We start from the raw sequence: 12,774 nt of genomic DNA, 5'->3' as shown, positions 1-12,774 counted from the left end.
CAGATGGAAAAGTTATATTATCAAGATCCTTACATAAAAGAATTTACAGCTTCGGTCATCTGCCAGGATCAGAACTCTGACGGTAAGTGGTATGCAGTTCTTGACCGGACTGCTTTTTATCCGACCGGAGGAGGCCAGCCCTTTGATACAGGGACGATTCACGGTATCTCTGTAACTGATGTTGAAGAAGAAGAAGGCGAAATCAGGCATTATCTTGAAGAGAGGCTTCCGGAATCAGGAGAAGTCGATGGAAGGGTTAACTGGCAGAGAAGATTCGATCATATGCAGCAGCATTCAGGCCAGCATATTCTATCTGCTGCCTTTGATGAGCTGTTTGGGTACAGGACTGTCAGCTTTCATCTTGGAAAAGAGACTTTGACTATCGATATTGAAACAGAGAACCTGAGTGAGGAAGAAGCAGCAAGGGCAGAAAGAAAAGCGAATGAAATTATTACCGATAATCTTCCGATCGAAACCAAATGGGTCAGTGAGAGTGAGCTTGCGGCCTACACATTAAGAAAAGAAACTAAGGTAAAAGAGAATATCCGCCTTGTTATCATTCCTGAATTTGACTATAACGGCTGCGGCGGAACCCACCCAAGAGCTACCGGGGAAGTCCAGGCGATAAAAATTCTCGGCTGGAGCCGGCAGAAGAAGCAGACCAGGGTAGAATTTGTCTGCGGCGGCAGGGTGCTGAAGCAGCTGCACACTAAGAATGTAATTGTGAATCGGACAAGCCAGCTGGTCAGTTCGCCTGAGGGTGAAATACCCGATGCCATCATCAAGCTGCTCGATACGCAGAAACAGATGGAAAAAGAACTGGAGGAACTAAAGAACCAGCTGCTTGAGCAGGAAGGAAAGGAATATGCCAGAAGCGTCCTTGATGGATCACCCATCATCCGGAAGGTTTTTCGCGATAGAAATGTTAAGGAGCTTCAGAAACTGGCCAAGTCTATTGCCATTCAAAATGACCAGGCGATTGTCTTGTTTGCAGCGGAAAACGGCCGGCAGCTGCAGGCCGTATGTGCGAGCGGAACAAAAACGGAGGCAGATATGAAAAAGATCATCCAGTCCATTCTTCCTGCCATTCATGGCAGAGGCGGGGGAAACAAGCATTTTGCCCAGGGAGGCGGAGAAACTGAAATGAGCGGAGAAAGGCTTCTTGAGCTGATGGGGGATAGTCTTTGATTGATATTTTGTGGAAGGTCCTGGGAAATATGGGGTCTTCCTTTTTTTGATGTGTTGTTTTCAGCTTTTCTTTTGTCAGAAAAGTGATTTTTGGGAGTATGGCTGGCTATTTTAGTGGTCTTTCAGCGAAGTAGTGGACCCAGCGTGTTAGCCTGGAACCGCTATTTTGGCTATTCGCAGAAATAGTGGTTACAGCGAGCGTGGCTGGAACCGCTATTTTAGCTTTACACAGAAATAGTGGTCCCAGCGAGCGTGGCTAGAACCACTATTTTAGCTTTACACAGAAATAGTGGTCCCAGCGAGCATGCCTAGAACCACAATTATGGCTATTCGCAGAAATAGTGATTACTGTCCACCCCTCAGTATCATATGTAAAGCACGCTTGACGTAAAGTTCCCTTTACAATATAGTAAAACCAAGGAGGACGTTTATGAAAAATAATTTGGCAGAGCTGAGAAAGAAGCATGGTTTTTCGCAGGACCGGCTTGCGGCCAGGCTGGGTGTCTCAAGGCAGACGATCATTAGCATTGAAAAAGGAAAATATTCACCTTCTCTTCCGCTTGCATTTCAAATTGCGAAGACCTTTGATACAACGATTGAACATATTTTTATCTATGAAGAAGAAACAAACAAGAAAGGAGAATGAACGGATGGAATCAAGACTGACTTTCTATATATGCGGGGGCTTATTTTTAATCATGACCCTCTTTATGGCCGTCATTGCTATATCGGCAGGGGAAAGCATCCTGCCGCAGACATGGACACTTCTTTCGATGACAGTTATGAGCTTTTCAATGGGATACCTTTATCCTCAATTCAAGCAAAAGGACGAAAGAATGAAGATGATCCGCCAGAAAGGCCTCTTTTACGCTTATTTTGCCCTCATTGTCTATTTCTTCATCTTTTTTCTGCTGCTTGGTCTTGGGATTATTGATATTTCTGCGCTTGAGCTGATGGAAATTTTATCCAGCCTGACAATCAGCACGGTCTTTTTGTCCATGGTATACGTTTCTAAAAGGATTTGACAGGGACGGCGGAATTTAACAGAACTGAAATCCTGCCATTTTGAGAAAGCTAAAAAGGTAAATCTCAATAAAAAGGCGGGTATTCTATGGCAACTTTATTATATATCACTGCACATCCCCATGATGAAACACAATCATTCAGCATGGCTGCCGGAACGGCATTTATTGAATCTTACCGTGAATCCAATCCAGGGGATGAAGTCATAAGGCTTGATCTGTATAAAGAGCATATTCCCCAGATTGATGCAGATGTATTCAGCGGATGGGGCAAGCTTCGCACAGGCAGCTCTTTTGATGACTTGTCTCAGGAAGAAAAAGAAAAAGTGAACAGGCTTTCTGAACTGACTGAGCAATTTGTTTCTGCGGATAAATATGTTTTTGTTACTCCTTTGTGGAACTTCTCATTTCCTCCAGTGATGAAGGCATATCTTGATTCTGTTTGTACAGCAGGGAAGACATTCAAATATACAGAACAAGGGCCGGTAGGTCTTCTTCCTGATAAGAAGGCCCTTCATATCCAGGCGCGCGGCGGGATCTATTCCGAGGGTCCGGCTGCAGAGATGGAAATGGGCCACCGCTATATAGGAATCATTATGCAGTTCTTTGGGATTCCTTCTTTTGAAGGCATCTTTATCGAAGGCCACAATCAATTCCCGGACCGCGCCCAGCAAATTAAAGAAGAAGGCGTGGCAAAGGCGAAAGAGAAAGCCAAAACCTTTTAAGCATGAAAAAAAGAGATTTCTGCCAGGCAGAAATCTCTTCTTGTATTTAGAATTTTGCAGCTGTATCAGCAGCCTGCTTGATGCCTTCAGAAATGATTTCTTCCGCTTTATCAGGGAACTGGTTGTGCCCCTCGGTCACGATGGAAGTGACGTCCTGTACTCCGAAGAAAGCCAGAAGTGTACTTACATACTTCTCAGACATTTCGACCTCTGCAGCAGGGCCTTCTGAATAAACTCCGCCCCTTGCATTCAAGAGAGCGACTTTTTTATCAGTAAGAAGTCCTACAGCACCGTTTTCAGTGTATTTGAATGTTTTGCCGGCTTGTGCCAGATAGTCAAAGTATGTGTGAAGGACAGCTGGGACCGTAAAGTTCCAGAGCGGGAATGCGAACACAGCTTTATCCGCCTCAAGGAATTGGTTCAAATACTTTGTGACGCGGGCTGCAGCAGCTTCTTCTTCTGCAGTCAGCTCCATGCCCTGGCCTAGCTTGTACATTGCTGTAATATGAAGATTATCATAATAAGGAAGATTTTCTTCAAACAAATCCAGTTCAGTGACGGTATCTTCCGGGTGGTTCTCCTTATAGCTGCTTAGGAATGCATCGTACATTTGCACGCTGACTGCCTGATCAGCTGGGCGTGAGTTTGCTTTGATGAATAATACGTTTGACATAAGAATAATTCCTCCGTTAGTTACTAAGAAGTTTTCCGCAGATTAAATACTTTTAATTCAAGATAATAAGCGGATATTGGCTATTATAGCTAGTCAGGCTGAATGGGTCAAAGCATCTGCTTATCCAAAAAACATCTAACTCCTCTCCAATCCTGAAGCTGTCAATAAAAAAAGAAGGCGCCGGTCTCCCGGCCCAACTACTTCCTTCGATTACTCACAACTATGACGATGCTTTTAACTGGCGCGCTTTCCTTTTTCCCCACATTTTTTTCACGATCGGATAGGCTATAGGAGCCCATTTAATGATATTTTTCACCAATTTCTTCATAGCGGGATACCTCCTCGGTTTATTTCCATTTCTATTCCCTTTCAGTGCCGGGGACAAACCTGCAGAGGGTAAGAGACAGTCCTGCTTTGAAAGGCGAAAATCTATTTTGAGATGTGAGAGAATAGTTTTAAAAATGGCATGTCAAATCTAGCTGTGTAGCTGTTTTGTTACATTTAGCGGAACACTCCTGGTTGTTTACTGCTTACACTGGCTAGTACAATAGTCTTATATAGGTGGAGGCGTGGAGTTTACGTATGTTTCGGCGCTTTCATGAGCAGGAGCCGGCAGTGCAGCCGGCCTGCAGGATCAGGCTGACATGCTTCCTCGGAGACTCTGCCGCAGAAGCATCGGCCTAAATATAAGGAGAAGAGGAAAAGCATGACATTGACTGTCCCAGCTAACAATATTCCAAGCACATCACAGGTTCTGGACGAGGGTGCCGTATTGGCTGCCATTGAAAGGTCACATGCGATGATTGAGTTCAGCCCGCAAGGCACTGTGCTATGGGCAAATCATCATTTTGCAAGTACCATGGAATATGATGTGAACGAAATGAAGGGCATGCATCACCGGAAATTTTGTACAGATGAATTTGCCAGCAGTCCCGCTTATTCTGTACTATGGAAAAACTTACGGAGCGGCAAAAGCTTTCAGGAAAAAATCCAGCGTGTGACGAAGAGAGGAAACCTGATTTGGCTTGAAGCTACATATACCCCAGTGAGAGATGAAGAAGGAAATGTCATCGCCGTGGTAAAACTGGCTACAAATATAAATGAAAGAGAAAGCAATACGGTTGCGGTTGCAAATGAACTCCAAAACATGGCGGGAGAGCTGCTAAATCGGGCCGAGCTCGGGATTACCAGGAGCGAAGAAGCTGCGGAAGCATCCGAGAAGCTTGCTGGAGATTCAAGAGAGAATCTGAAAATGCTGGATACTCTTAAAATGCAGGCACTGTCCATTGGCGATATTGTCAAAACAATCCGCGAAATAGCTGCCCAGACAAATCTTCTTGCACTCAATGCAGCCATCGAGGCAGCCCGTGCAGGCGAGCATGGGAGAGGGTTCAATGTTGTTGCCGGCGAGGTCAGAAAGCTTGCCACCAGGGTCCAGGAATCCATCGGTGAAGTGAACGCCCATATCGAAGGCATTTCAGGCGAGGTAAAAAATATCAGTGAAGCCACCAGGCAATCAAGGGATGGAATTGAAAAAAGCAGGCTGCTGAACGAACAGGCAATGGCGGAATTCAAGGGCATAGAGAGTGCAGCCCGATCGCTTGATAGCAGGGCAAAGGCGTTCAAGGACATTTTGAAGTAAGTAATTTAAGGGAAAGAAGACCGGCTGCCTGCTGACAGGCAGCCGGTTTTAGCTGCCGAGAGTTTCTCGACAGTCTGAGAATTTCCATTGATGGAGATTCTTTTTCTTTTGAATGTTACAATTTTTTTGTAACGGTTAAAAAATTATTTTAACATTATAGAATCTATGTTATTATGAACCTGCGATAATTTGAAAGCGATTACAGGAATTGAGGTGCAATGCTGTGAAGGAGTCTGCTAAGCCTGTATTTGATTTAGCCTCGAGAACAGCAGACATGCTGGTTGCCATGTTCGGGAAGCGCTGTGAAGTAGCCGTCCATGATTTTTCGAGCCTGAAGAACTCGCTTGTGTATATAGCAGGCGACCTGACAGGCCGTCAGATCGGATCGCCTATTACAGATCTGGTGCTGAATGAATTGGCAAAGAAAAAAGATAAAGTTGATGACATCCCAAACTACCGCACACAGACAAAAAAAGGGGCGATTTTAAAATCCTCTACCATTTTTCTGAGAGATGGGGAGAATCATGTGGTCGGCGCCCTTTGCATCAATTACGACATTAGTCTATTCATGCAATTCGGAGGGGAAATAGAAGATTTTATTTCTATCCATTCGGGCGAAACAAAAGAAGAGAATTTTTATTCGTCTGTGCAGGACGTAATCCACGGGATGGTAGAACAGGTGCTTAACGGGTTTAAGAAATCTCCCTCTATCATGCAGCTGGAAGAAAAAGTAGAATGCGTCCGGCAGCTTGAGGAAAAAGGCGCCTTTTTAATAAAAGGAGCAACAGATTATGTAGCGAATGTACTGGGAGTTTCCAAGTTCACGGTCTACAACTATCTGCAGAAAATCCGCACCGAAAGTGAATTTCAAAAGCAGTGAACAGCAGCAGGACTATGACAGCTTAGAGGAGTGTTTGCAATGGAAATCTTAAAAGGAACAGTCTTATTATTAATTGTACTAGCCTTCTTTTCACTATTCAGCTTTAAAGCACCTAAAGGGATGAAAGCGATGGGGGCTCTTGCCAGTGCTGCAGTAGCTGCCTTTTTGGTAGAAGCTTTTCAGCGATATGTTGGGGGCGATCTCCTCGGGATTGCTTTCCTGGGGGAAGTAGGGGATGCAGCCGGGAGCATGGGCGGAGTTGCAGCTGCAGCACTCGTGGCGCTTGCAATCGGCGTCTCTCCGGTGTATGCTTTAATGCTTGGGGTATCTTGTGCCGGGCTCGGACTATTGCCTGGATTTATTGCAGGATATCTGGTAGCTTTTATTGTGAAAAAGATAGAAGAAAAAGTGCCTGCGGGCTTTGACTTAATTGTGACCATCATTGTGGCGGCGCCTTTAGTCAGGCTGATTGCCGTATATCTAAAGCCTGTTGTAGATGCTACACTATTGAATATCGGCGGTATCATTACAGAAACAGCCAGCAGCAGCCCGATTCTTATGGGCATCATACTCGGAGGAGTCATTACTGTCGTGGCAACAGCACCATTAAGCTCCATGGCGCTTACAGCCATGCTGGGGCTGACCGGGGTTCCCATGGCCATCGGGGCACTCGCAGTGTTCGGCTCATCTTTCATGAACTATGTGCTGTTCAGCCGCTTAAAATTCGGTGACCGCAAGACAACGATTTCCGTAGCCATCGAGCCACTGACACAGGCTCATATCATTTCAGCCAATCCAATTCCAGTGTATGTGACAAATTTCATTGGAGGCGCTGCTGCCGGCGTTATTGTTGCCTTGTCAGGCTTGATCAATAATGCGACAGGAACAGCGACTCCAATTGCCGGCCTGGCTGTTATGTATGGTTTTAATGACCCTGTAAAAGTGACAATCATTGCCCTATCATGTGCAGCTGCCGGAGCAGTCAGCGGCCTTGTTGGGTCAATCTTGTTTAAAAATTATAAAATAAGAACAGTAGCTGAACTAAAAGAAGGAAAAAACCAAAGTGTTCAGGAAGTTGCCTGAAAATCATCTGATATTGCGAGGGTTGCAAAATGAAATATAGATCTGCGTTTGATATTATTGGTCCGGTCATGATTGGTCCATCGAGCTCACATACTGCTGGTGCTGCACGCATCGGCAGGGTGGCAAGGACCCTTTTTGGAAACATGCCAAACAAAGCGGTCATTTCCCTGTACGGTTCATTCGCCAAAACATATAAAGGGCATGGAACAGATGTGGCCATTGTAGGCGGGCTTCTCGATTTCGACACATTCGATGAAAGGATTCCGCAGTCCTTGGGCCTGGCAAAGGAAGCCGGCCTTGACATTGAATTCAGAATAGAAGACACTGTCATGGACCATCCGAATACTGTATCCATTCACTTGACTGATGGTAAGCATGAGCTTGACCTGACAGGCATCTCCATCGGCGGTGGCACTATAGAAATTACAGAGCTTAACTCGTTCAAACTAAAGCTTTCTGGAAATCCTGCCATACTGGTCATCCACAACGACCAATTCGGCGCCATATCCGCTGTCACTCATGTACTGGCGATGCACCGGATCAATATCGGCCATATGGAAGTTTCCCGCAAAGAAAAGGGCCAGATGGCAATGATGGTCATTGAAGTGGACCAGCGCATCGATCTGGACGTGATCAGAGAATTGGAACAGCTTCCTAATATCACACAAATCATCAGAATGGCAGAATAGAAGATTAGGAGCCGGGAGGGAATACAATGTTATTTCGCAATGTAGCAGAAGTAGTCGAACTTGCCGAGAGCAAGGGCGTTAAAATAGCTGAAATCATGATTCAGCAGGAAATAGAAGTATCAGGGCGGACACGCGAGGAAATCATTGCCCAGATGGACCGTAACCTGACCGTAATGGAAGAAGCGGTCGAACGCGGCCTGAAAGGCGTCAAGTCGGTTTCCGGCCTTACAGGCGGAGACGCGGTCCTCTTGCAGAATTATATCAAAAGCGGAAAAGCTTTATCCGGAAACCTGCTGCTTGATGCTGTCAGCAAAGCGGTTGCCACCAACGAAGTCAATGCCGCAATGGGCGTCATCTGTGCCACACCGACAGCCGGATCAGCTGGTGTAGTGCCTGGCACCCTGTTCGCAGTAAAAGAAAAGCTGAACCCGACAAGGCAGGAAATGATTGAATTCCTGTTCACATCAGCAGCCTTTGGATTTGTTGTCGCCAACAATGCTTCCATTTCCGGAGCTGCCGGCGGGTGCCAGGCTGAAGTGGGCTCAGCGAGCGGAATGGCTGCGGCTGCCATTGTCGAGCTGGCAGGGGGAACTCCTTCCCAGGCAGCAGAGGCTATGGCCATCACCTTGAAGAATATGCTCGGCCTTGTATGCGACCCGGTTGCAGGTCTGGTTGAAGTCCCGTGTGTAAAAAGAAACGCTATGGGAGCATCGAATGCCATGACGGCTGCAGACATGGCCCTTGCCGGCATCACCAGCCGGATTCCATGCGATGAAGTCATCATTGCTATGTATAAAATCGGACTGACAATGCCATCCTCACTGCGTGAAACAGCAGAGGGCGGGCTTGCTGCCACTCCAACAGGAAAAAGGCTGCAGGCCGAAATATTTGGAAAATAATATGCTGGAGAAATCCTCTGCTTTTATAAGCGGGGGATTTTTTTGTTTTATAACCGTAATTAAAGGTAGGTAAGCAAGCGGAATGGTCATCAAATATTTAAAAAAACATTCCTTGTTGAAAACAAATAAAACTTTCTGAAAAATCAAGATCATTTGTAGATATTATGCTATTATGTAATTACGTAATAACATAAAAGGTGATGCAGAACTACGGAGGTCATTATGCCATTCAAAGAAGAACTTAACCATATCAAGCAGCAGCTGGAGATTCTTATAAAGAAAGCAGACAGCATAGATGCAGTTTCTTTGATCCAAGAAAGTGAAGAAGAGAGCCTGTTTACCAGTATCTCCTATAGAGGGACAATAACAACCGATGAAGGAAGGAGAAAATGGAGGCCGGCGTCCAAAACCCTCGGGGAAGTGCTGGCGCCAGACAGCGGCAGCCTTGCGAATATTCTCTCCTCTCTTGGCCACAAACAAAGAATAGAAATAATCAAGTCTCTCCTGCAGGAGCCGAAGAATGCAGCGGAATTAGTCAAAGAACTCGGGATGGGGACGACCGGCCAGCTCTACCACCACATGAAGCCGCTGCTGCATGCCGGCATTATTGAACAGAAGGAAAGGGGAGGAAGCTATTCAATCGCAGGCGATAAAATTCTTCCAATACTTCTCCAGCTGGCTGGCGCAGCAGAAATGTTTGAGAGCAGCCGCTATTTAGCACTGGAAGCGCTTAGGGAAGAACCAGAAAAAATGGACATGAAAACTGAAGGAGATTTTGACGCAAACATATTGCTGTTTTCACTCATCCATCACGCAGTCCAGGAGTATGAAGCAGGTTATGCGTCCAGAATAAATATATACCTGCATAGTGATGGAAGTGCGACTGTTTCCGATGATGGCCGCGGCATCCCGGTTTCCCTGCTGGAGGGAACCAGCATGAGCAGGCTGCAGGACGTACTGACAGATGTTGAGAAAAACTATCTGGAAGATTCATCGAATGAAAAAGCCGGTATTCCTGTTGCGGCAATCAACGCTTTTTCAGAAAAGCTGACAGTCCTGATCAAAAAGGACACGATGATTTACAGACAGGAATATCAATATGGCAAGGCTTTTACCCGGGTGGTTCCTATAGGGGAAACAAATGAAACGGGAACGAGCATCACCTTTCTGCCGGATAAAAAAGTGTTTAAGAGCGGATTTGATGCTGCAAAGCTGGAGGAAAAAATAAACGAGCTGCAGGGACTTCACCCAGATTTATTACTGTCTCTGCAATGAAGGGGGGGAAGAAAGATGTCTGGCTTAGAAACGATTAGAACAGCAGAAGATGTAATGAACATGCTGGATCTCCTGCTTAAAGAGAAAACTTCATTTCAATGGGACCAATTTTATGAAAGAAGGGAAAACCATGTCCCATTTTTCAGGAATGTTCCTGATGAGAATTTGGCTGCTTATTTCAATAAGGGACAGGTGAGAGCAGGCAGGGTGCTGGAACTCGGCTGCGGACCAGGAAGGAACGCCATTTACATGGCAGAAAGAGGGTGCACGGTGGATGCTGTAGATTCTTCTAAAGAAGCACTGAATTGGGCAAGGGAGAGAACGAGGGAGAATCTTGCGAATATACGTTTCATTGAAGCGGATATTTTCCAGCTGGACCAGAGCTTTGCCGGATACGATTTTATTTACGATTCAGGCTGCTTTCACCATATCCCGCCGCATCGGAGAGCCGATTACTTTGCCATCTTGCGTGACAGGCTGAAGCCAAATGGCTTTTTTGCGCTAACTTGCTTTGAAGAAAACGGGGAGCTGGGCGGCTCGTCTCAATCAGACTGGGATGTCTATAGAGAACGCAGCATGAAGGGCGGACTCGGCTTCACAGAGGAAAAACTCCTCCATTTATTCAGAGATTACAGAGCAGTTGAAATCAGACCGATGAAAAAGAAGAACGGGGATGATGCAGAGTTCGGTGTTTCCGGCCTGCTGACTGCGCTTTTTCAAAAGAAAGAATAGGAGACCTGCTATGGATGAGAGAATAAAAGGATTATTAAAGAATGTACAGGAAGAATGCGAAGGAAGAACCCACATTTCAGATATTGAACCATTTGCGTTTGGTGTTGAAAATTGCGTGTTCAAGGGCTATTCACCTGAGTGGGGAAAGGTAGCCATCCGGACTCCCTGGTCCCGGCAGATTGATAGGGAAACAGATACCATCAGCGATTCAAGGGTGGGATTACTGAAAGAATATGCATTGACTGGCCATGGCAGAAAGTATGGCCTGCCGGTGCCGGCCATCTGCCATCTGCACCTTGGTGAAACAGCAGATTTTCTGGTTCAGGAATTTGTGGAGGGAGATCAGAGTGTCTCCATTGAAGAAATAGGAAGAATTGCAATGGAGCTGCACAGCATTGAAATCTTGCCAGAGTCAGGCATCTCTGAGCAGGATGTACACCAGTCATTGGCTGAGAGGATTGCCTTTAGGGCAAAAGCAGCTGAAAGGGTTCTGAAGTGTAGCCTGCCGCTGCCTGACCCGGAAGATATATTCGGGATCTTATCTTCATTCAAGCAGAAAAAGCGGCTGCTGCATATGGATCTGAGGCCGGAAAACCTTATTTTCCAAAAAGGAAAGGCGGCTGCTGTCATCGACTGGACAAATGCGCTGATTGGAGATCCTGTCCTGGAGCTTATGAGAATAAAAGATTATGGGCTTCTGACAGATGAATTTATCCTGGGATATGCAGGGGCGGAGTTGGAAATAGCAAGGGTGCCAGAGGCTGTTCAGTATCTTTATCAGTTTGATACAGCCACAATGCTTGCCGTGTTATTTCATACTGAAAGCATTGATCCAAAACAGGGGGAAGCAGCGGGGATAAGAGTTAAGGAGCTTCATAGAAGAATAGCCTATCTATTGTAGTTTATAATATTATTATGTAAACTACAAAGGCTCAAACATTCCAATCCCCATTTCCGCCGCAATAAGCTATAATAGAAATTGTCAAAAGATTAGAAATAGGAGTGTTAGCATGTCTAAAAATGTGGGGATTATCGGACTCGGTGCCATCGGAGAGAGAGTGCTGAGAAATTTTCAGTATAATGAAGGAACAAGAGTCGCAGCACTTTGCGATACGAACGAAACCCGGCTCGAAGCTCTTAAAAGCGAACTAGGGGAAGTTGCTTTGTACAGCAACTATGAGGAACTATTAAATAATGAAGAAATCGAACTAGTATACATAGCCGTGCCTCCAAAATTCCACCATCAGATCGCTTTGGATGCAATTAAAAAAGGAAAACATATTCTTTGTGAAAAGCCGCTTGCCAATTCAATTGAGGAAGCAAAGGAAATGGCAGAGGCTGCAGAGGCGGCCGGCATCGTCAATGCAATCAATTTTCCAATGATGTACAGCAATGTGTTCCGCCTTTTCAAGGAAAAAGCAGCAGATGGGTCGCTCGGTGAAATTAAGCGTGTGGAAGTAAATCTTCATTTCACTGAATGGCCAAGGAAATGGCAGAAGAATAATTGGATCGCCGGCAGGGAGCAGGGCGGATTCATCCGCGAAGTCGGGCCGCACTATATCCAAATGATCATGGACGTTTTCGGCGATATTAAGGATGTCCGTTCCTTTGTTGACTATCCTGAAGATACGGATTTATGCGAGACAGGTTTTGTGGCAGTGATGACGGCTGGCGAGAATATTCCTGTCGTCTTCAACGGTGCGAGCGGGATCGGCCAGCAGGAAAAGATTTCTTTCAAGATTTTTGGAGAAAAAGGGACCATTGATCTGCAAAACTGGAGCCAGCTTGCTGAAAGCACGATTGATGCTGAAGCAGAAATGCTGCCTGTCGAGCGTGAAAATGATATGGATCTTGTCAGCGAAATCTGCCATAGCATTGATGGGGGAAAAGCAAGGATAGTCAGCTTTAATCAAGGATACAAAGTGCAGGAAGTCCTTGAGCAGCTGCTGAATACATAATTAAAGGA

The 12,774-nt window shown here is 45.7% G+C and carries 14 protein-coding genes and 1 pseudogene; 14 read left to right on the top strand and 1 reads right to left on the bottom strand.

From position 1 onward, the window contains the following. The first annotated feature begins 3 nt into the window (after positions 1-3). The 4 genes from Q9R36_RS01515 to Q9R36_RS01500 all read left to right on the top strand — a co-directional run bounded on the left by Q9R36_RS01515 (position 4) and on the right by Q9R36_RS01500 (position 2,935). The gene (locus Q9R36_RS01515; RefSeq protein ID WP_248138229.1) at positions 4-1,188 is read left to right on the top strand and encodes an alanyl-tRNA editing protein; all 1,185 of its coding nucleotides are present in this window, start codon (positions 4-6) and stop codon (positions 1,186-1,188) included. Positions 1,189-1,618: 430 nt separating this feature from the next. Beyond that, positions 1,619-1,834, top strand: a complete 216-nt coding sequence (locus Q9R36_RS01510; RefSeq protein WP_101547618.1) for a helix-turn-helix transcriptional regulator — start codon at positions 1,619-1,621, stop codon at positions 1,832-1,834. 4 nt (positions 1,835-1,838) lie between these two features. Continuing rightward, complete coding sequence (locus tag Q9R36_RS01505; RefSeq protein ID WP_148949588.1) at positions 1,839-2,213, top strand: permease; 375 nt, start codon at positions 1,839-1,841, stop codon at positions 2,211-2,213. Positions 2,214-2,299: 86 nt separating this feature from the next. Beyond that, positions 2,300-2,935 carry an FMN-dependent NADH-azoreductase gene (locus Q9R36_RS01500; RefSeq protein WP_009791632.1) on the top strand — a complete coding sequence of 212 codons (636 nt, stop codon included), beginning with the start codon at positions 2,300-2,302 and terminating at the stop codon, positions 2,933-2,935. A 46-nt stretch (positions 2,936-2,981) separates the two neighbouring features. Here Q9R36_RS01500 and Q9R36_RS01495 read toward each other — a convergent pair whose 3' ends face one another. Beyond that, positions 2,982-3,608 carry an FMN-dependent NADH-azoreductase gene (locus Q9R36_RS01495; protein ID WP_101547620.1) on the bottom strand — a complete coding sequence of 209 codons (627 nt, stop codon included), beginning with the start codon at positions 3,606-3,608 and terminating at the stop codon, positions 2,982-2,984. Positions 3,609-4,314: 706 nt separating this feature from the next. Between Q9R36_RS01495 and Q9R36_RS26085 the strand changes: the two are divergent. The 10 genes and pseudogenes from Q9R36_RS26085 to Q9R36_RS01445 form a co-directional block, all read left to right on the top strand. After that, positions 4,315-4,707 (top strand): annotated as a pseudogene (locus Q9R36_RS26085) (PAS domain-containing protein); the annotation flags it as partial. 48 nt (positions 4,708-4,755) lie between these two features. Then, the gene (locus tag Q9R36_RS26080) at positions 4,756-5,250 is read left to right on the top strand and encodes a methyl-accepting chemotaxis protein (protein WP_253619078.1); all 495 of its coding nucleotides are present in this window, start codon (positions 4,756-4,758) and stop codon (positions 5,248-5,250) included. A gap of 223 nt (positions 5,251-5,473) precedes the next feature. Next, on the top strand, positions 5,474-6,130 hold the full coding sequence (locus Q9R36_RS01480) for a helix-turn-helix transcriptional regulator (protein ID WP_224951842.1): 657 nt from the start codon (positions 5,474-5,476) through the stop codon (positions 6,128-6,130). Between the two features lie 39 nt (positions 6,131-6,169). Next, positions 6,170-7,213, top strand: coding sequence for a PTS sugar transporter subunit IIC (locus tag Q9R36_RS01475; protein WP_101547621.1), 1,044 nt, complete (start codon positions 6,170-6,172; stop codon positions 7,211-7,213). Between the two features lie 29 nt (positions 7,214-7,242). Then, on the top strand, positions 7,243-7,902 hold the full coding sequence (sdaAB, locus tag Q9R36_RS01470) for an L-serine ammonia-lyase, iron-sulfur-dependent subunit beta (RefSeq protein WP_094767293.1): 660 nt from the start codon (positions 7,243-7,245) through the stop codon (positions 7,900-7,902). A gap of 26 nt (positions 7,903-7,928) precedes the next feature. Beyond that, positions 7,929-8,801 carry an L-serine ammonia-lyase, iron-sulfur-dependent, subunit alpha gene (sdaAA, locus tag Q9R36_RS01465; RefSeq protein WP_009790789.1) on the top strand — a complete coding sequence of 291 codons (873 nt, stop codon included), beginning with the start codon at positions 7,929-7,931 and terminating at the stop codon, positions 8,799-8,801. A gap of 222 nt (positions 8,802-9,023) precedes the next feature. Beyond that, entirely contained in the window at positions 9,024-10,076 is a 1,053-nt protein-coding gene (locus Q9R36_RS01460) for an ArsR family transcriptional regulator (protein WP_224951844.1), read from the top strand. 15 nt (positions 10,077-10,091) lie between these two features. Next, the gene (locus Q9R36_RS01455) at positions 10,092-10,808 is read left to right on the top strand and encodes a class I SAM-dependent methyltransferase (protein WP_224951845.1); all 717 of its coding nucleotides are present in this window, start codon (positions 10,092-10,094) and stop codon (positions 10,806-10,808) included. A gap of 10 nt (positions 10,809-10,818) precedes the next feature. Further along, positions 10,819-11,709: a phosphotransferase family protein gene (locus Q9R36_RS01450; protein ID WP_311224427.1), complete on the top strand. Its 891-nt coding sequence runs from the start codon at positions 10,819-10,821 to the stop codon at positions 11,707-11,709. A 109-nt stretch (positions 11,710-11,818) separates the two neighbouring features. Further along, positions 11,819-12,766 carry a Gfo/Idh/MocA family protein gene (locus Q9R36_RS01445; protein WP_101547625.1) on the top strand — a complete coding sequence of 316 codons (948 nt, stop codon included), beginning with the start codon at positions 11,819-11,821 and terminating at the stop codon, positions 12,764-12,766. Positions 12,767-12,774: the final 8 nt, after the last annotated feature.

It is taken from the genome of Bacillus sp. AG4(2022), from assembly GCF_031844465.1.
GTDB classification, from domain to species: domain Bacteria; phylum Bacillota; class Bacilli; order Bacillales; family Cytobacillaceae; genus Bacillus_AB; species Bacillus_AB infantis.
Note: the sequence above shows the minus strand (reverse complement) of the source record. Positions and strands in the feature narration are given on the sequence as shown.